This is a genomic window from Streptomyces sp. NPDC002499 (assembly GCF_053595415.1).
In genome coordinates this window covers 508,756-525,691 of record NZ_JBSFXO010000001.1, presented here as the reverse complement: position 1 = coordinate 525,691, position 16,936 = coordinate 508,756, and the positions used below count along the sequence as shown (strand labels likewise).

16 protein-coding genes are annotated in these 16,936 nt (G+C 70.5%); 8 read left to right on the top strand and 8 right to left on the bottom strand.

The window, feature by feature from the left end; all coding sequences use genetic code 11:
- Positions 1-10: 10 nt before the first annotated feature.
- The 3 genes from treS to ACWD5F_RS02370 all read right to left on the bottom strand — a co-directional run bounded on the left by treS (position 11) and on the right by ACWD5F_RS02370 (position 4,087).
- Entirely contained in the window at positions 11-1,729 is a 1,719-nt protein-coding gene (treS, locus tag ACWD5F_RS02380) for a maltose alpha-D-glucosyltransferase (protein ID WP_451250277.1), read from the bottom strand.
- 26 nt (positions 1,730-1,755) lie between these two features.
- The gene (locus ACWD5F_RS02375) at positions 1,756-3,723 is read right to left on the bottom strand and encodes an alpha-1,4-glucan--maltose-1-phosphate maltosyltransferase (RefSeq protein ID WP_451250275.1); all 1,968 of its coding nucleotides are present in this window, start codon (positions 3,721-3,723) and stop codon (positions 1,756-1,758) included.
- Positions 3,724-3,793: 70 nt separating this feature from the next.
- Complete coding sequence (locus ACWD5F_RS02370; RefSeq protein ID WP_451250273.1) at positions 3,794-4,087, bottom strand: DUF5133 domain-containing protein; 294 nt, start codon at positions 4,085-4,087, stop codon at positions 3,794-3,796.
- 330 nt (positions 4,088-4,417) lie between these two features.
- Here ACWD5F_RS02370 and ACWD5F_RS02365 point away from each other — a divergent pair, with 330 nt between their 5' ends.
- Both ACWD5F_RS02365 and glgX read left to right on the top strand, forming a co-directional pair.
- The gene (locus tag ACWD5F_RS02365; protein WP_401724804.1) at positions 4,418-4,921 is read left to right on the top strand and encodes a pep a2; all 504 of its coding nucleotides are present in this window, start codon (positions 4,418-4,420) and stop codon (positions 4,919-4,921) included.
- Positions 4,918-7,065 carry a glycogen debranching protein GlgX gene (gene glgX, locus ACWD5F_RS02360; RefSeq protein WP_451250271.1) on the top strand — a complete coding sequence of 716 codons (2,148 nt, stop codon included), beginning with the start codon at positions 4,918-4,920 and terminating at the stop codon, positions 7,063-7,065. The genes ACWD5F_RS02365 and glgX overlap by 4 nt, the downstream gene beginning before the upstream one ends.
- Positions 7,066-7,068: 3 nt before the next feature.
- On the opposite strand, the gene ACWD5F_RS02355 is transcribed toward glgX, so the two are convergent.
- A complete protein-coding gene (locus tag ACWD5F_RS02355) occupies positions 7,069-7,872 on the bottom strand; it encodes a VOC family protein (RefSeq protein ID WP_451250269.1) in 804 nt (267 codons plus the stop codon).
- Positions 7,873-8,069: 197 nt separating this feature from the next.
- Between ACWD5F_RS02355 and ACWD5F_RS02350 the strand changes: the two genes are divergently transcribed.
- Positions 8,070-8,390 (top strand): ANTAR domain-containing protein, encoded by a 321-nt coding sequence (locus tag ACWD5F_RS02350; RefSeq protein WP_451250267.1) that lies wholly within the window; start codon positions 8,070-8,072, stop codon positions 8,388-8,390.
- A 24-nt stretch (positions 8,391-8,414) separates the two neighbouring features.
- Here ACWD5F_RS02350 and ACWD5F_RS02345 read toward each other — a convergent pair whose 3' ends face one another.
- Positions 8,415-9,209 carry an RNA polymerase sigma factor SigF gene (locus ACWD5F_RS02345; protein ID WP_451250265.1) on the bottom strand — a complete coding sequence of 265 codons (795 nt, stop codon included), beginning with the start codon at positions 9,207-9,209 and terminating at the stop codon, positions 8,415-8,417.
- 275 nt (positions 9,210-9,484) lie between these two features.
- On the opposite strand from ACWD5F_RS02345, the gene ACWD5F_RS02340 reads away from it, so the two are divergent.
- From ACWD5F_RS02340 to ACWD5F_RS02325, 4 genes are all read left to right on the top strand, one after another.
- Complete coding sequence (locus ACWD5F_RS02340) at positions 9,485-9,937, top strand: MarR family winged helix-turn-helix transcriptional regulator (RefSeq protein ID WP_401724832.1); 453 nt, start codon at positions 9,485-9,487, stop codon at positions 9,935-9,937.
- Positions 9,934-10,794 carry an ABC transporter ATP-binding protein gene (locus ACWD5F_RS02335; RefSeq protein WP_451250263.1) on the top strand — a complete coding sequence of 287 codons (861 nt, stop codon included), beginning with the start codon at positions 9,934-9,936 and terminating at the stop codon, positions 10,792-10,794. Before ACWD5F_RS02340 ends, ACWD5F_RS02335 begins: the two co-directional genes overlap by 4 nt.
- Positions 10,754-11,614 (top strand): ABC transporter permease, encoded by an 861-nt coding sequence (locus tag ACWD5F_RS02330; RefSeq protein ID WP_451250261.1) that lies wholly within the window; start codon positions 10,754-10,756, stop codon positions 11,612-11,614. The genes ACWD5F_RS02335 and ACWD5F_RS02330 overlap by 41 nt, the downstream gene beginning before the upstream one ends.
- Positions 11,615-11,805: 191 nt before the next feature.
- Positions 11,806-12,327 (top strand): hypothetical protein, encoded by a 522-nt coding sequence (locus tag ACWD5F_RS02325; protein ID WP_451250259.1) that lies wholly within the window; start codon positions 11,806-11,808, stop codon positions 12,325-12,327.
- A gap of 68 nt (positions 12,328-12,395) precedes the next feature.
- Here ACWD5F_RS02325 and hemC read toward each other — a convergent pair whose 3' ends face one another.
- A complete protein-coding gene (hemC, locus tag ACWD5F_RS02320; protein ID WP_451250258.1) occupies positions 12,396-13,331 on the bottom strand; it encodes a hydroxymethylbilane synthase in 936 nt (311 codons plus the stop codon).
- An 86-nt stretch (positions 13,332-13,417) separates the two neighbouring features.
- On the bottom strand, positions 13,418-14,608 hold the full coding sequence (locus ACWD5F_RS02315) for an MFS transporter (RefSeq protein WP_451250256.1): 1,191 nt from the start codon (positions 14,606-14,608) through the stop codon (positions 13,418-13,420).
- A gap of 145 nt (positions 14,609-14,753) precedes the next feature.
- Here ACWD5F_RS02315 and ACWD5F_RS02310 point away from each other — a divergent pair, with 145 nt between their 5' ends.
- Positions 14,754-15,743: a DUF5937 family protein gene (locus tag ACWD5F_RS02310; RefSeq protein ID WP_451250254.1), complete on the top strand. Its 990-nt coding sequence runs from the start codon at positions 14,754-14,756 to the stop codon at positions 15,741-15,743.
- 28 nt (positions 15,744-15,771) lie between these two features.
- On the opposite strand, the gene ACWD5F_RS02305 is transcribed toward ACWD5F_RS02310, so the two are convergent.
- Positions 15,772-16,668, bottom strand: a complete 897-nt coding sequence (locus ACWD5F_RS02305) for a trypsin-like serine peptidase (RefSeq protein ID WP_451250252.1) — start codon at positions 16,666-16,668, stop codon at positions 15,772-15,774.
- Positions 16,669-16,936: the final 268 nt, after the last annotated feature.

Sequence of the window (16,936 nt, the reverse complement as noted above, 5' to 3'; positions counted from 1 at the left end):
GGGGCAGGGTTCAGGGGCGTCGGGCGACGCGGGATGCCGCCCGGGACAGCCGGAACCAGTAGAAGCCGTGCCCGCCGAGCGTCAGCAGATACGGCAGCTCGCCGATGGCCGGGAAACGTACCCCACCGATCAGCTCGACGGGATGGAGTCCGTCGTAGACGCGCAGATCGAGTTCGGTGGGCTGGGCGAACCGGGAGAAGTTGTTCACGCACAGGACCAGGTCGTCCTGGTACTCGCGCAGGAAGGCCAGGACGGCGGGGTTGGAGGACGGCAGCTCGGTGAACGTCCCCAGACCGAAGGCGGGGTTCTGCTTGCGGATCTCGATCATCCGTCGGGTCCAGTGCAGGAGCGAGGAGGGCGACGACATCGACGCCTCGACGTTGGTCACTTGGTAGCCGTAGACGGGATCCATGATCGTCGGCAGGGACAGTCGGCCGGGGTCGCAGGACGAGAAGCCCGCGTTGCGGTCGGGTGTCCACTGCATCGGCGTGCGGACCGCGTCACGGTCGCCGAGCCAGATGTTGTCGCCCATGCCGATCTCGTCGCCGTAGTAGAGGATCGGCGAGCCGGGCAGGGACAGCAGCAGAGCGGTGAACAGCTCGATCTGGTTGCGGTCGTTGTCGAGAAGAGGCGCGAGCCGCCGACGGATGCCGATGTTGGCGCGCATGCGGGGGTCTTTCGCGTATTCGGCCCACATGTAGTCGCGTTCTTCGTCCGTGACCATTTCGAGGGTCAGCTCGTCGTGGTTGCGCAGGAAGATGCCCCATTGGCAATTGGACGGAATGGCTGGGGTTTTCGCGAGGATCTCGGAGACGGGGTAGCGGGATTCGCGGCGGACGGCCATGAAGATGCGGGGCATGACCGGGAAGTGGAAGGCCATGTGGCACTCGTCGCCGCCACCGTCGTAGTCCCCGAAGTAGTCGACGACGTCCTCGGGCCACTGGTTCGCCTCGGCCAGCAGGACCGTGTCCGGATACATCAGGTCGATCTCGCGGCGTACGCGCTTGAGGAATCCGTGCGAGGCGGGCAGGTTCTCGCAGTTGGTGCCCTCCGCCGCGTAGAGGTAGGGGACGGCGTCGAGTCGGAAGCCGTCGATGCCGAGGTCGAGCCAGAAGCGGAGGGCGGCCAGGATCTCCTCCTGCACGGCCGGGTTCTCGTAGTTGAGGTCCGGCTGGTGGGAGAAGAAGCGGTGGAAGAAGTACTGCTTGCGGACCGGGTCGAAGGTCCAGTTGGAGGCTTCGGTGTCGACGAAGATGATCCGCGCGTCGGCGTACTGCTTGTCGTCGTCGGCCCACATGTAGTAATCGCCGTAAGGGCCTTCGGGGTTGGCGCGGGATTCCTGGAACCACGGGTGCTGGTCGCTGGTGTGGTTCATGACGAAGTCGATGATGACGCGCATCCCGCGCTGGTGGGAGGCGTCTACGAACTCGACGAAGTCGGCGAGGTCACCGAACTCCGGCAGTACAGCCGTGTAGTCGGAGACGTCGTAACCGCCGTCCCGCAGCGGGGACTTGAAGAACGGGGGCAGCCAGATGCAGTCGATGCCCAGCCACTGGAGGTAGTCCAGTTTGGCGGTGAGTCCCTTGAGGTCGCCGACTCCGTCGCCGTTGCTGTCCTGGAAGGAGCGCACCAGGACCTCGTAGAAGACCGCGCGCTTGAACCAATCCGGGTCCCGGTCCTTGGCGGGCGTGTCCTCAAAGGTATCCGGAACAGGCTGGTTGACAGTCATGACGCTCTGACCCTCCGATCGATGGCTCATGTGGACGACGACTGGACGTGGAGGACGTGCGCCGGGGCCCTTCCGGGTTCGAGGCGCACATAGTTTGTCCTGCCCCAGTGATAGGTCTCACCCGTCAGTTCGTCGCGCACGGACATGAATGCGTTCCAGTCCAGGCCGAGTTGTGGCATGTCCAACGAGACCGTGGCCTCCTGGGTGTGGTGGGGGTCGAGGTTGACGACCACCACAACCGTGTCCTCGTCGGTGGTCTTGCTGTACGCGATGATCGCCTCGTTGTCCGTGGGATGGAACCGAAGATTCCTGAGTTGTCGCAGGGCCCGATGACTCCGCCTGATCGTGTTGAGTCGGGTGATCAGAGGGGCGAGGGTACGTCCCTCGCGGGCCGCGGCTGTCCAGTCGCGGGGCTTGAGCTGGTACTTCTCCGAGTCGAGGTACTCCTCACTGCCCGCCCGCAACGGCACCCGCTCACACAGCTCGTACCCGCTGTAGACCCCCCACGCCGGGGCCAGCGTCGCGGCCAGCACCGCCCGCAATTCGAACGCCGGACGCCCGCCCTCTTGCAGGAACTCGTGCAGGATGTCCGGGGTGTTGACGAAGAAATTCGGCCGCATGTAGGCGGCCGTCTCCGTGGACAGTTCGGTCAGATACTCCGTCAGCTCTGCCTTCGTGTTGCGCCAGGTGAAGTACGTGTACGACTGCTGGAAACCGGTCTGCGCGAGCGTGCGCATCATCGCCGGCCGGGTGAACGCCTCCGCCAGGAAGATCACATCCGGGTCCGAGGCGTTGATCTCACCGATCACCCGCTCCCAGAACATCACCGGCTTGGTGTGCGGATTGTCCACCCGGAAGATCCGCACACCATGGCTCATCCACAGCCTGAGCACGCGCAGGGTCTCCGCGACCAGGCCGTCGAGGTCGGCGTCGAAGGCGATCGGGTAGATGTCCTGGTACTTCTTGGGCGGGTTCTCCGCGTACGCGATCGTCCCGTCCGGCCGGTGGTGGAACCACTCGGGGTGTTTCTGCACCCAGGGGTGGTCGGGGGAGCACTGCAGGGCGAAGTCCAGGGCGATCTCCAGGCCCAGGCGGTTCGCTTCCTGCACGAACCAGGCGAAGTCCTCGATCGTGCCCAACTGCGGGTTGACGGCGTCGTGCCCGCCCTCCGGCGAACCGATCGCCCACGGCACCCCCACGTCCTCCGGACCGGCGGAGAGGGTGTTGTTGCGGCCCTTGCGGAACGTCGTCCCGATCGGATGGATGGGCGGGAGGTAGAGCACGTCGAAGCCCATCGCGGCGATCGCCGACAGACGGCGGGCCGCGGTGCGGAACGTGCCGTGGGGCTGCTCGGGCGTGCCCTCGGAGCGCGGGAAGAACTCGTACCAGGCGCCGTACAGGGCCCGCTCCCGCTCCACCAGCAACGGCAGCGGGTCGGAGGCGGTGACGAACTCCCGCAGCGGATGCCCGGCCAGGACCGCGTCCACCTCCGGCGTCAACCCCGCCGCCAACCGGGCCTCGACCGGGAGCGAGTCGTCGAGCAAGGTCTTCGCCGCCGCCAGCACCGTCGTCCGCGCCGCTCCTTCGGGGACTCCGGCGGCCGCCCGCTCGAACAGGGCGGCGCCCTCCTCCAGGACCAGGCGGGTGTCGATGCCGGCCGGGATCTTGATGCGGGCGTGGTGCCGCCAGGTGGAGACCGGGTCGCTCCACGCCTCGACCTGATAGGTCCAGTGGCCGACGGCGGCAGGTGTCACCTCGGCGGCCCAGCGGTCCGAGCCCGGGGTCAGTTCGCGCATCGGCGTCCACGGGCCGGTACGGCCGTCCGGGTCGGTGAGGACGACGTTGGCGGCCACGGCGTCGTGACCCTCGCGGAACACGGTCGCCGAGACCTGGAACGACTCGCCGGCCACCGCCTTCGCCGGGCGCCTGCCGTACTCGACGACCGGTCGGACGTCGCGTACCGGGATGCGGCCGATGGCCGGGATCGGGCTCATGGGTGTCACCTCCGCCGTGCTCGGGCCGGGCCCGAGGCCCGGCGGGGATGAAAGATGCGCCGGTGGGCGGCTACCGCCCCGCGGGGGACGGCAGGTCCGCGGCCGGGGGGCCGGGTCGGGCGGCCATGCTCACGCGCAGGTCCTGGTCACGGAGGTAGGCCACCAGTGTCGTGCGCAGATAGCGCTCCGCGGCCTCCGCGGCCTCGCGGGCGCAGCGCTTGCCCAGCAGCACGCACAGGGTGTAGCCCGCGTCCTCGAAGGTGGCCCGTACGGTGCGGTCGGCGGGGGACGCGAGCATCGCGCGCTCCCAGATCCGGTACCGCCGCAGTTGCCGGGCGACTTCGGCTTTGGCCGGTAGCAGCATGGCGCCGTTCACCTTCCCGGCTCGATCGCGCGTAGCCCGACCGTCGGGCGGCGACCGCGCGCGGACACGCGCGGGCCCGTTGCGGGCATCGAGGTCTTCACACATGGTGCACGCGTGACGACTCAGCGTCTTGTTGGACCTTCAACTAACGAAGATGTGGCTCGTATGTGGCCATGTGCGCTCTCAGGAGTTCGCTCGTGTTGCACGAATGGCGTAGCTCTCCCACTCTTGAGGTGGCTCAGGAGCGATCAATGCTCACCCTTCGTGTTCGGGGCCCGTCCCGCGGGGACGGTGCGGAGCCGCAGCTTCGCCGGTGAGGAGCTAACGACGATGAAGACCGCAGTCCCCTGCTACTACCACCTCGATGTGGAAGTCGGCCCGGAGCGGGTCGGACAGGTTCGGCGCATTCTGGCCGCGCACTTGCGGCTCTGGGATCTGGAGACGTTGGTGGAGCCCGTCTGCCGTGGTGCCGAGCTGTTGCTGAAGGCCATCGACGAGCACGCGAGCGACAAGAACACCTCGATCGAGATGTGGTGGAACGGCCAGCATCTGATCACGGCCATCGGCGACCACGACAGTGAGCTGCGCCCGGACCAGGAACTGCGGTCCTGTCTGCGGCGCATCGCCGCGATGAGCGACGGGTGGGGCTGCTGCGCCACGGACGCCGGCAGCAGGGTCATCTGGTTCTCGCAGCGGGCCCGCGCCGGCGGGCGCGTCCCCCTGGTGCCGACGGCCCCGTCGCCGAGCCTGCGCGCGGTGCGCCAACTGCCGCGCGAGGTGCCCGCCGAGGCCCTGGCCCCGCCGTCGAGCGGTCCTCTGGAAGCCGCCCGGTGACCCGGAGGAACCGTCGCACGGCAGGGGCGCCCGTCTGGAGCGGGCGCCCCTGCCCGTTGGGCGCCGAGTTCGACGGCAAGGGCACCAACTTCGCGCTGTTCAGCGAGGTCGCCGAGCGCGTCGAGCTGGTCCTCGTGGAAGACGACGGCACCGAGCGCCGCGTCGAGATCACCGAGACCGACGGCTTCGTCTGGCACTGCTACCTGCCCGGCGTCGGCCCGGGCCAGCGCTACGGCTACCGCGTCCACGGCCCCTGGGACCCGGAGTCGGGCCACCGCTGCAATCCGGCGAAGCTGCTCCTCGACCCGTACACCAGGGCGGTGGACGGCCAGATCGACAGCCACGCCTCTCTCTTCGAGCGCACGGCGGACGGCCCCTCGCCGGCCGACAGCGCCGGGCACACCATGCTCGGCGTGGTCACCGACCCGGCCTTCGACTGGGGCGACGACCGCCCGCCGGGCCGTTCCTACGCGGAGACGGTGATCTACGAGGCCCACGTCCGCGGCCTCACCCGCACCCACCCCGAGGTCCCCGCCGAACTGCGCGGCACCTACGCCGGATTGGCGCACCCCGCGATCGTCGAGCACCTCACCTCGCTCGGCGTGACCGCGGTGGAGCTGATGCCGGTCCACCAGTACGTGCAGGACGGCGTCCTCAAGGACCGCGGCCTGTCCAACTACTGGGGCTACAACACCATCGGCTTCTTCGCCCCGCACAACGCCTATGCCGCACAAGGCGGTCGGGGCGGACAGGTCACCGAGTTCAAGTCGATGGTGAAGGCGCTGCACGCGGCCGGCCTCGAAGTGATCCTGGACGTCGTCTACAACCACACCGCCGAGGGCAACGAGAAGGGCCCCACCCTCTCCTTCCGGGGCATCGACAACGCCTCGTACTACCGCCTGGTGGACGGCGACTGGGGCCACTACTACGACACCACCGGCACCGGCAACAGCCTGCTCATGCGGCACCCGTACGTGCTCCAGCTGATCATGGACTCGCTGCGCTACTGGGTCACCGAGATGCATGTCGACGGCTTCCGTTTCGACCTCGCGGCCACGCTGGCCCGGCAGTTCCACGAGGTGGACCGGCTCTCCGCGTTCTTCGACCTCATCCAGCAGGACCCCGTGATCAGCCGCGTCAAGCTGATCGCCGAGCCCTGGGACGTGGGGGAGGGCGGCTACCAGGTCGGCAACTTCCCGCAGCTGTGGTCGGAGTGGAACGGCAAGTACCGGGACACCGTGCGGGACTTCTGGCGCGCCGAACCGCACACGCTCGGCGAGTTCGCCTCCCGGCTGACCGGCTCCTCCGACCTGTACCAGCACAGCCGGCGCCGCCCGCGGGCCAGCGTCAACTTCGTCACCGCGCACGACGGTTTCACCCTGCGCGACCTCGTCTCGTACAACGACAAGCACAACGAGGCCAACGGCGAGGGCAATCGGGACGGTGAGAGCGACAACCGCTCCTGGAACTGCGGTGTCGAGGGCGAGAGCGACGACCCGGGCGTCCTCGACCTGCGCGCCCGCCAGCAGCGCAACCTGCTGGCCACCCTGCTGCTCTCGCAGGGCATCCCGATGCTCTGCCACGGCGACGAACTGGGCCGCACCCAGCGCGGCAACAACAACGCCTACTGCCAGGACAGCGAAGTCTCCTGGATCGACTGGCGGTTGACCGACGAGCAGCGCGACCTCGCCGACTTCACGCGGTACGTCATCGGCCTGCGCGCCGCCCACCCCGTACTGCGCCGGCGCCGGTTCTTCCGCGGCGAGACCGCCACGCATCCCGATCAGCCGCTGCCCGACCTGGTGTGGCTGGCACCGGACGGGCGCGAGATGACGGAGGAGGACTGGCAGCGCCCCGACGCGCACTCCGTCGGCGTCTTCCTCAACGGCGACGCCATCGCCGAACCCGACCCGACCGGTCGGCCGGTCGTCGACGACTCCTTCCTGCTCCTGCTCAACAGCCACTGGGAGCCGGTGGAGTTCCTGCTGCCCGATGTGAGTTACGGCGAGCGCTGGACGACCCTCGTCGACACCGCCGAGGCCCAGGGCGAGCCCGACGAGGCGGAGCACAAGGCGGGCACGGAGATGACCGTCGAGGCGCGCAGCCTGGTGCTGCTGACCCGGCCCTCCCGCACGGCCGGCTGAGGGTCAGCGCTCGCGGCGCGAGGTCACCGTGAACAGCGCGCCGTCGGGGTCACGCAGCACGGCCTCGTCGCTCCCCTTGGACAGCACGCTGCCGCCGTGGAGTTCGGCCGCGCGGACGCACGCCCCGACGTCCGCGACCACGAAGTGGACCTGCCAGTGGGGCCGGAGCGTGGGGTCGGGGGCCGCGCCCAGGGCGCCGGAGTCGATGCGGGCCACGATCGTGTCCTCGCTGCGCAGCACGACCTCGCCGCCCTCGTACTGGACCTCGACGCCGCCGGGCCGACCGGACGCCCAGTCGAAGACCTCGCCGTAGAAGATCGCCGCGGCGAAGGCGTCCCGCGTGTGCAGCCGGATGAAGGTCGGGGCCGCCCGGCGCCATCTCTCCCAGTGCGCGACGAGCTGTCCCTCCCAGATGCCGAAGGTCGCGCCGTCGCGGTCGGCCAGCAGCGCCGCCCGCCCGGGCGTGAAGGAGATCGGCCCGACCGCGGCCGTTCCGCCGCGTTCCTTCACCTTCGCCACGGCCTCGTCCGCGTCCCGGGCGGCGAAGTACGGCGTCCAGGCCACCGCCATCTGCCACATGGTCGCGACGGCGGCGACCCCGGCGACGGGCGTGCCGTCCGCCAGCGCGATCCGGAAGCGGTCGCCGAGGCTCGCGGTCCGCCATCGCCAGCCCAGGACGGCTCCGTAGAACCTCTCGGTGGCGTCCAGATCGCGGCTGGTCAGGCTCACCCAGCAGGGGGCACCGAACACGGACTGGGTGGAGGTGGTCCTCGGTTCGGCGTCGGGGCGGGTCGTGTCGTGGTTCATGGCACTCGCGTCCTGGTCTCGTCGGCCGGCACACACCGGTCCGCTCACCAGTGTCCGGCCGGAAGGGGTCCGGGCGCCTGCCGAGTACCCCGGCCGAGCGTGTCGAGCCGTGCGCCCGCCGGGTGGCACGCGGCCGGGCGAGTGACGACGATAGGGGGAACGGAAACAGTGCCCGAGGCGACCATCGGGAGGCGACGATGTCCACGGACGGGGACCCGGACCGCATCTTCGCGCTGCAGGAGGAGGTCCACCAGCTCAAGGAGGCCGTCTCCTCGCACGCCGTCGTCGACCAGGCGATCGGCATGGTGGTCGCCCTCGGCCGGGTCACTCCGGACGAGGGGTGGGAGATCCTCAAGGAGGTCTCCCAGCACACCAACATCAAACTGCGCAGCGTGGCCGAGCTGATTCTCGTCTGGGGCCGCAGCGGAGCCATGCCCCCGGAGATCCGCGCCGAGCTGGAGGACGCCCTGGACCGGTACGGCCCGACCCAGATCCCCGGCGCCCCGACCGGGCGGTGAGGGGCCGGGGGCGGTCGGCCCGCTTCAGCCGGCCCGGGTGAGCACCTCCTCGCGGACCTGCGCGCAGCAGCCGGTCAGCAGGCGGGAGACATGCATCTGCGAGATGCCCAGCTGCTGTGCGATGTGCTTCTGGGTCATGCCCCGGAAGAAGCGCAGATACAGGATGGTCCGCTCGCGCTCGGGCAGCGCCCGCAGACACGGCTCCACGGTCACGCGGTCCACGACGGTGTCGTAGGCCGAGTCGGGTCCGCCGAGCGCGTCGCCCAGGGTGTAGCTGTCGCTGCCGGGCATCTCCGCGTCCAGTGACAGCGCGGAGTAGCAGTCGATGGCCTCCATCCCGGTCCGCACCTCGGCCTCGGTCAGCCGCGCCCGCTCGGCGATCTCGGCGACGGTCGGGGACCGGCCCGGGATGGTCTGCGCCAGTTCCTTCATGGCCTTCCGCACCCGATTGCGCAGGTCCTGGACCCGGCGCGGCACGTGCAGCGTCCAGGTGTGGTCGCGGAAGTGCCGCTTGACCTCGCCGGTGATCGTGGGCACCGCATAGGCCTCGAAAGCGTGGCCGCGGGCCGGGTCGTAGTGGTCGACGGCCTTGACCAGGCCCAGCGCGGCGACCTGGCGGAGGTCCTCCATGGACTCGCCGCGCCCCCTGAACCGGACGGCGATCCGCTCGGCCATGGGCAACCAGGCCCGGACCAGCTCGTCCCGCAGCGCGTTGCGGTCGGGTCCCTCGGGCATGCCCGTGAGTCGTTCGAAGGCCGCGGCGGTGTCCGGGGCGTCGTCGTGCGGGTGGGGTTTCGTTCTGCCGGTGGCGCTACGCATGGCGCGCACTTCCCTCAGCCGGTGCCGGATGGACGGACACCGTGGGAGGCGCGTACTCGCGGCTCCAGGAGGACACCCGGGGCCCGACCGGCGGGCTCCCACGGACGTGCCTCCTGTCCGAAGCACTGAGATGCGGATTCCCGTATTCCGGGTGTTCGAAACAATTCGGACATCGGTGCGGTGATCCGCCGACCCGCGTGCTTGACCATCCCTTGGGTTCATTACCTCTGCTACAGAGGTAATCTCCGGATGTGGAATCCGACGCGAAGCCCGACCTGGAACCGGAGAACTCCCCGGACGAGTTGATGGACGCCCTCATCGGTGTCCAGCGGCTCCTCCGTCGCCGTCTGCGCTCGCAGATCGCCCCGCAACTGCGCGGCGCCGAGGTGGAACTGCTGCGCCTGGTCGTCAACCAGCCCGGCATCGGCATCTCCGACGCCGCCAAAGACCTGTACCTGGCCAGCAACTCGGTGTCGACTCTGGTCAACCAGCTGTCCCGGCAGGGCTATCTGGTCCGCGAGACCGACCCCGCCGACCGGCGCGCCGCCCGCCTGCTGCCGACCCCCGCCGCCCACGCGCGGCTCGACGCGTGGCGCAAACGGCGCGCCGAACTCGTACGCGGCGGACTGGCCGGCCTCGACGAGGCGCACCGGGAGGCGCTGCACGCGGCGATTCCCGCCCTGCGCGCACTGGCCGACAACCTGCACGAGGAGGCCGAGGAGTCATGACACCGAATGCTGCCGACGCCCGGCACGACGCCGTGACCTGCACCGGACTGACCTACACCTTCGGCGAGACCAAGGCCGTGGCCGGGCTCGACCTGTCGGTGGGGGAGGGCGAGGTCTTCGGACTGCTCGGCCCCAACGGCGCCGGAAAGACCACGGCGATCAGATGCATCACCACCCTGCTGCCGGTCCCCGCCGGCATGGTCCACGTGTTCGGCAACGACGCGTCCGGCGACCGCATGGCCGTACGCCGACTGCTGGGATACGTACCGCAGCAGCTGTCCGCCGACGCCGGACTCACCGGCCGGGAGAACGTCTCGCTGTTCGCCCGCGTCTTCGACGTGCCCCGCAGGGAGCGCGCCGCGCGCGTCGAACAGGCGCTGTCCGCCGTCGACCTCACCGAGGCCGCCGGCCGGCTCGCCAGTACCTACTCCGGCGGCATGGTGCGCCGGCTCGAACTCGCCCAGGCCCTGGTCAGCGCGCCCCGGCTGCTGATCCTCGACGAGCCGACCATCGGCCTGGACCCGATCGCCCGCACCGGCGTGTGGGAGCACATCAACGCCGTACGCGCCGCCACCGGCATGACCGTGCTGGTGACCACCCACTACATGGACGAGGCCGACCAGTACTGCGACCGGGTCGGCCTCATGCACCGCGGCCGTATCCGGGCCCTCGGCACGCCCACCCAGCTCAGGGAAGGGCTGGGTGAGCGCCGACGTGCCGAGGGCGCGCCGGCCGACGCCCCGCTGCCCACCCTGGAGGACGTCTTCCGCGAGGTCGCGGGCAGCGGACTCGACGACCAGTCAGGAGGATTCCGCGATGTCCGAAGCACCCGCCGCACCGCGAACCGTGTCGGCTGACCGCCTCGACCCCGACGGCATCAACCTGCTGCTGCGCCCGCCCGAGCCGCGCTCCGGCTGGCGGCTGCTGCCCGCCCGCGTGTGGGCGATGTGCGCCGTCGAACTGCAGAAGCTCAGCCACGACCGCACCGAGCTCTACACCCGCGCGGTCCAGCCCGCCCTGTGGCTGCTGATCTTCGGTCAGACCTTCACCCGCATCAAGGCGATCCCCACCCCCGGCATCCCCTACATCGACTACCTGGCGCCCGGCATCATCGCCCAGTCCGCGATGTTCATCGCCATCTTCTACGGCATCCAGATCATCTGGGAGCGGGACGCGGGCATCCTCAACAAGCTGCTCGTGACCCCGACTCCGCGCTCGGCGCTGATCACCGGCAAGGCCTTCGCGGCCGGCGTGAAGTCGCTGATCCAGGCCGTCGTCGTCATCGTCATCGCCGCGATCCTCGGGGTGTCCCTCACCTGGAACCCGCTCAAACTGCTCGGCGTCGGGGCCGTCGTGATCCTCGGATCGGCCTTCTTCTCCTGCCTGTCGATGACCATCGCCGGCATCGTCCTCAGCCGCGACCGGCTGATGGGCTTCGGACAGGCCATCACCATGCCGCTGTTCTTCGGCTCCAACGCCCTCTACCCCGTCTCGGTGATGCCCGGCTGGCTCCAGGTGGTCAGCAAGATCAACCCGCTGAGCTACGAAGTCGACGCCCTGCGCGGGCTGCTGCTCGGCACGCCCGCCCATCTCGCGCTCGACTTCGGAGTGCTCGCCGTGGCCGCCGCGCTGGGCATCGCCGCGGCCTCCTCGCTCCTCGGCCGGCTGGCCCGCTGATCATGGCCGAGGACGTGATGTGCGGCACGCGCCCGCATGTGTGCGCCGGGGCGCGTGTGCCGATTCTGCCTGCGCACGGCTTGATCGCTGATCAAAGGGGGTGAATAGGCTGGCCACAGCGCATTCTGCTCATTTGACAGTGCGCTGAGCACACAGATAGGAAGCAGCTCTCTGAGGTGGAGAGGTGGACCGTGCACGAGCCGAACGTGGTCGGTGACTGGCAGGAGTACGACGAGCACGCCGGTCTGCGTGTCCGCGTCCACCGACTGGAAGCGGCCGAGCCGCCGCGCGGCCGGGACGACGCGGCCGCCGGGCTGACGTACTTCAGCGTCCGCGTGACCGTCGAGAACCGCGGCAGCCGGCACTACGGCATCCACCTCGAGGACGGCCAGATCGACGTACGCATCGGGGCCGACGGCGAGGCCGCGTTCATCGACTGGCGCAACTCGCAGTTCATCGAGGGCTTCGACGTCTACCCGCTGCGCCGTGCCACCGCCGTGCTCTACGCGGCCGGTCCCGAGGCCTCTCTCGGTCAGGTGGACGTGCAGATCCAGCTGCGGGTCGACGAGGAGTGGACCGACCGCCGGCTGTGGGCGGGCGGCATCGGCCTCGACGACGGATCCCCGTGCGCGCACACGGGCGCCGGACGCGAGGGCCTGGCCCACCAGGTGAGCAACTTCCTGCGGGGCCAGGCGGAAGAGGGCACCGCCTGAGGCGGTGAACGGAGAAGGGCACCGCTCGACGCGGTGCCCTTGCGGTACTCAGCGGGGGACGACGGCGCTCAGTGCGGGATGCCGTCGATGATCTCGCGGGCGCCTTGACGCAGCAGGGCCACGGCCACCGACGTGCCCAGGGTCGCCGGGTCGAGGCGACCGGCCCACTCGTGGGCGTTGAGGCGGGTCTTGCCGTCCGGGGTGAACACACAGGCCCGCAGGGACAGTTCGTCCCCGTGGTCCACGCGCGCGTAGCCGGCGATCGGGCTGTTGCAGTGCCCCTGGAGGACGTGCAGGAACATCCGCTCCGCCGTGGCCTCGCGATGTGTGTCCGGATCGCCCAGGCCGCTGACGGCGTCGATGAGTTCGCTGTCGCCCTCCCGGCACTGGAGCGCCAGGATGCCCGCGCCGATCGGCGGCATCATCGTCTCGGTCGACAGCACCTCGGTGATCACGTCCTCGCGGCCGATGCGTTCCAGGCCAGCCACGGCGAGGATCGCCGCGTCCGCCTCGCCGGCCGCCAGTTTCGCAAGGCGTCGGTTCGCGTTGCCGCGGAAGGGCACGCACTCCAGGTGCGGGTGGGTGGCCAGGAGTTGGGCGATCCGGCGCACCGAGGAGGTGCCGATCCGCGTCCCCTCCGGGAGTTCGTCGAGGGTGAGTCCGCCCGGGTGGATCAGGGCGTCGCGGATGTCGTCGCGCTTGAGGAACGCCGCGAACGTCGTCCCCGCGGGCAGCGGTCGGTCCGCGGGCACGTCCTTGACGCAGTGCACCGCGAGATCGGCCTCGCCGGCCAGCAGGGCGGCGTCGACCTCCTTGGTGAACGCCCCCTTGCCCTCCACCTGGGAGAGATCGCCCATCCACTTGTCACCGGTCGTCTTCACCGGCACGACCTCGGTGCGCACACCGGGGTGCAGAGCCGTCAACTCGGCGCGGACGCGCTCCACTTGGGCGAGCGCCATGGGCGAGTCGCGGGAGACGATACGGATCAGTTCGGGCACGGACATGCGGACACGATAGACCTTCCCGGAGGGGCGTCCGCACGGGACGGGACGATTCTCACTCTCCTGCCGACACGGTGGCCGGACACCCTCTACTGTGTTTGCGGCTCCGCGGCGATGGACGCCACTTGGGACCGCGGCCAGGTCAGGATCGCGAGCGCCCCCACCGTGAGCAGCCCTCCGACCAGGACGGTTCCGCGCACCTCGACCAGCGGGAGCAACGCGCCGCCGAGCAGCGCGCCCGCGGCCACACCCACGTTGAAAGCGGCCGAGTTGGCCGCCAGCGCGGTCTCCGTGCGGCCCGGCGCCGTCTGGAGCACCTGACTCTGCGTGGCCATGAACACCGGCCCGACCGAGGCCCCGAGCAGCATCAGCAGCAGCACGGTCGCCACCTGGCTGCCGCCGCCCGCGTACAGGCCGATCAGCGCGACCGCCTGCGTCGTCACCGGCACGACGAGCGTGGCCCGCGGGTAGCGGTCGAGCAGCGGCCCGGTCACGGTGACCCCGACGAGACAGGCCGCGCCGAACGCGAACAGCACGGCGCTCACCGCGTCCTCGCCGAACCCGCTGACGTCGTCCAGGAAGGCGGCGATGTACGTGAACCCCGCGTAGACGCCGGTGACCGACAGGGCGGTGGTGGCGAGGACGGTGAGGAACCGGCGCCGGTCCGGGGCGGCGCCGTACGCGGCGGGGTTGTCCTGTGGACGGGACGTGGGCAGGAGGACGGCGACGGCGATCAGCGAGACGAGCGCGAGCGCGCCGAGTACCGCGAACGGCATCTGCCAGTCGGTGCGTACGCCCAGCCAGGTGCCGGCCGGCACGCCGAGCACCGTGGCCAGCGAACCGCCGACCGACAGCAACCCGATGACACGGCCGCGCCGTTCGGGCGGGAACAGTCCCACGGCGACCGGGCCCATGACCGCCCAGAACGCGGCCTGGGCCAGTGCCGTCGCCACCCGCGCCGCCAGCAGCAGCTCGTACGAGACCGAGCCCAGCGCCGTGACCCAGCTGGCGATCACCAACAACCCGAGGAGTCCGGCCATGAGGTGTCTGCGCGGTACGGACCGGGTGGTGTGGACGATCGGCAACGACACCGCGGCCACGGTCAGCCCGTACCCGGTGACCAGCGTGCCCACGGCCGTGAGCGACACCTTGAGGTCGTCGGACATGAGCGACAGCAGGCCGACGGGAATGTTCTCGGTGGTGTTGAAGGTGAACGCCGCCAGCATCAGGGCCGCGACGAGGGCGCTCCTGCGCCACGCGGCCGGACGTACGGTGTGCATCCAGGTGCCCTCCAGGACATCGACAAGTCGGCAAAGGCGCCGGAACCACGTCGATGCGGGTGCCGGAACCCGGGGGCCAGCGTGCTGGGGCGCGGGGCGGGCTTCTACTGTTTCGATCCGGGCCGAATCGCTCACGGAGGCCGCCTTGCCGCTGACCCTGCACCTGGGCACCGACGACCTGACGCGCTGCCGGTTCGCGATCTCGCCGCTGTGCCAGACGCACGAGGCGCTGCGCGTGCTGCGCCGCCCGGCCCGGCACGGCTACCACCGCGCCTGGCTGCGCCGGGCGCGCCTTACGCTGGCCGGCCTGGACCTGACGCCCCTGTGGCTGTTCATGCCGCCCGCCGGTGGCTACACCCCGGACTGCCTGGGGCCGCCGCCCGAGGAGCCGTACCCCTCCATCGAGGATGAGTTGGCCCGGATGCGGGCCACCGACCCCGACCTGGCCCGGTCCGAGATGGCCCGTTCCCTCGCCTGCACGCCGGGTCTCGCCGAGTCGCCCCGGGGCCGCGCCGCCCTCGACGACCCGACCGGCACCCTGCGCCGTCTCGCCGACCTCACCGAACTGGCCTGGCACGTACTGCTCGCTCCCGACTGGCCGCGCCACCGCGCCGTCCTGGAGGCCGACATCGCCCACCGCTCACGTCAGGCCGCCGACGGCGGCCTCGACGCGGTGCTCGCCGGACTGCACCCCGGTATCGAGTGGGCCGGTCCCACCCTCACCCTGCGCATGACCGGCGACCACGACGAAGCCCAACGGGCCGACGGGCGGGGCGTGTTGCTCATGCCGAGTGTGTTCGTGTGGCCCGACGTGGTGAGCGGCTTCGCGCGCCCCTGGCAGCCGACGGTCCTCTACCCGGCCCTCGGCATGGGCCGCCTCCACCAACTCCCGCCGTCCCGGCCGCCGGAGGCCCTCGCCCGCCTCCTGGGCCACCAGCGCGCCGCCGTCCTCACCGGCCTCACCACGCCCGCCTCGACCACCGAACTGGCCGACCGACACGGCCTGGCGCCCTCCACGGTCTCGGCCCACCTCACGACCCTGCGCGAGGCGGGCCTGCTCGACTCCCGCCGCCAGGGCTACTACGTCCTGTACGGCCGAACCGCCCTCGGAGACGCTCTGGTCGAGGGGAAGTAGACCCGGCGGCCGAGACCGGACCCCCGCGTCAGCTGTTCTGCGCCCGGTCGTACACCTTCTTGGCCAACGACCCGAAGACCTCGCCCTGCATCTCGGTCGGAGTCAGGGAGTCCAGGCCGCTGTTGACCGATACGAGGGTGCCCTTGCCGGTGGTGGAGTTGAAGCCGGCCAGCCACGGGCCGCCGCTGGAGCCGCCGGTCAGGTCACAGGGGATGGCCTGGATGCCGAGCTTCTTCTTCGGCTTGCCGACGCAGTGCAGGAGTTCCTCGCCGAGCTGCGGGTGGGTGGCGGAGTAGCCGAAGGCGGAGATCGGGGCGCCGACGGGCCGGTTGAAGGCGATGGCCTGGCCGCCCACGACGTCGGTGAGCTTGCGGCCGCTCTTGTCGGTGTCGACGACCAGCGTGGCCAGATCGTCGGTGGAGTCCTTCTCCCAGGTGCGCGGGGTCGCGGCGCTGCGGACCGCGAACGTGCCGTACGGCTTCCTGCCCTTGCTGTAGCCGGGGACGAACACCATGGTGGTGTTGGTGTTCATGGGGGACGAGCCCAGGCGCACGCAGTGGGCGGCGGTCATGACGGCGGAGCGGTTGGCGCTCTTCACCGCCGTTGCCGTGCACCAGGTGTCGTAGCCCCGCGCGTTGACGAAGAAGAGCCGTCCCACGGTCTTGAGCGCGGTGCCCGTCCACGGCTTGGCCCTGGGCCCGGTCGGACCGAGGTCCACGGACTTCCCGACCGCCTTGATCCGGGCGGGCGTCCAGTAGGCGAGGGCGTCCTTGCGTTCCTTGGCGGTGAACTTCAGGACGGAGACCGGGTCGGTCGCGGCCGTCGCCGGCATCGGCGCCGCGAGGGCGAGGGCCGTACCGACCACGGCGAGTCCCGTGGCCCGGCCACGAAGACGCCGGACGACGGAAGCGGAGGGCTCGGACATGGTGGGTGTCTCCTCGGTGGGTGCGGTCGGTGCACCCTTCCAGAGAGGGGATCCGGTGGTCCGGTTGGCGCTGTCGATGTTCTGTGACACAGGTGCGCCGCGTGAGGAGGTCGCCCCGACGGGCGTACCGGCGGGCAGTTGTTTCGAGGTCCGTCCCCCGGCGGTCCGCGCCGCACCCGCCCCACCGTGCGGAAAAACCGACGCGCGCCCCGTGGGTCATGGTCACTACGATGTAGGACGAACACAAACCAGTCGACCGGCCGACGGG

Bases quoted from the DNA above. Each gene is read 5' to 3' on its own strand.
- ACWD5F_RS02345 (WP_451250265.1), bottom strand. From the start codon at position 9,209: ATGCGTAGCGCCACCGGCAGAACGAAACCCCACCCGCACGACGACGCC.
- ACWD5F_RS02365 (WP_401724804.1), top strand. From the start codon at position 4,418: ATGAAGACCGCAGTCCCCTGCTACTACCACCTCGATGTGGAAGTCGGC.
- ACWD5F_RS02330 (WP_451250261.1), top strand. From the start codon at position 10,754: ATGTCCGAAGCACCCGCCGCACCGCGAACCGTGTCGGCTGACCGCCTC.
- ACWD5F_RS02315 (WP_451250256.1), bottom strand. From the start codon at position 14,608: ATGCACACCGTACGTCCGGCCGCGTGGCGCAGGAGCGCCCTCGTCGCG.
- ACWD5F_RS02305 (WP_451250252.1), bottom strand. From the start codon at position 16,668: ATGTCCGAGCCCTCCGCTTCCGTCGTCCGGCGTCTTCGTGGCCGGGCC.
- ACWD5F_RS02375 (WP_451250275.1), bottom strand. From the start codon at position 3,723: ATGAGCCCGATCCCGGCCATCGGCCGCATCCCGGTACGCGACGTCCGA.
- treS (WP_451250277.1), bottom strand. From the start codon at position 1,729: ATGACTGTCAACCAGCCTGTTCCGGATACCTTTGAGGACACGCCCGCC.
- ACWD5F_RS02350 (WP_451250267.1), top strand. From the start codon at position 8,070: ATGTCCACGGACGGGGACCCGGACCGCATCTTCGCGCTGCAGGAGGAG.
- ACWD5F_RS02355 (WP_451250269.1), bottom strand. From the start codon at position 7,872: ATGAACCACGACACGACCCGCCCCGACGCCGAACCGAGGACCACCTCC.
- ACWD5F_RS02335 (WP_451250263.1), top strand. From the start codon at position 9,934: ATGACACCGAATGCTGCCGACGCCCGGCACGACGCCGTGACCTGCACC.
- hemC (WP_451250258.1), bottom strand. From the start codon at position 13,331: ATGTCCGTGCCCGAACTGATCCGTATCGTCTCCCGCGACTCGCCCATG.
- ACWD5F_RS02370 (WP_451250273.1), bottom strand. From the start codon at position 4,087: ATGCTGCTACCGGCCAAAGCCGAAGTCGCCCGGCAACTGCGGCGGTAC.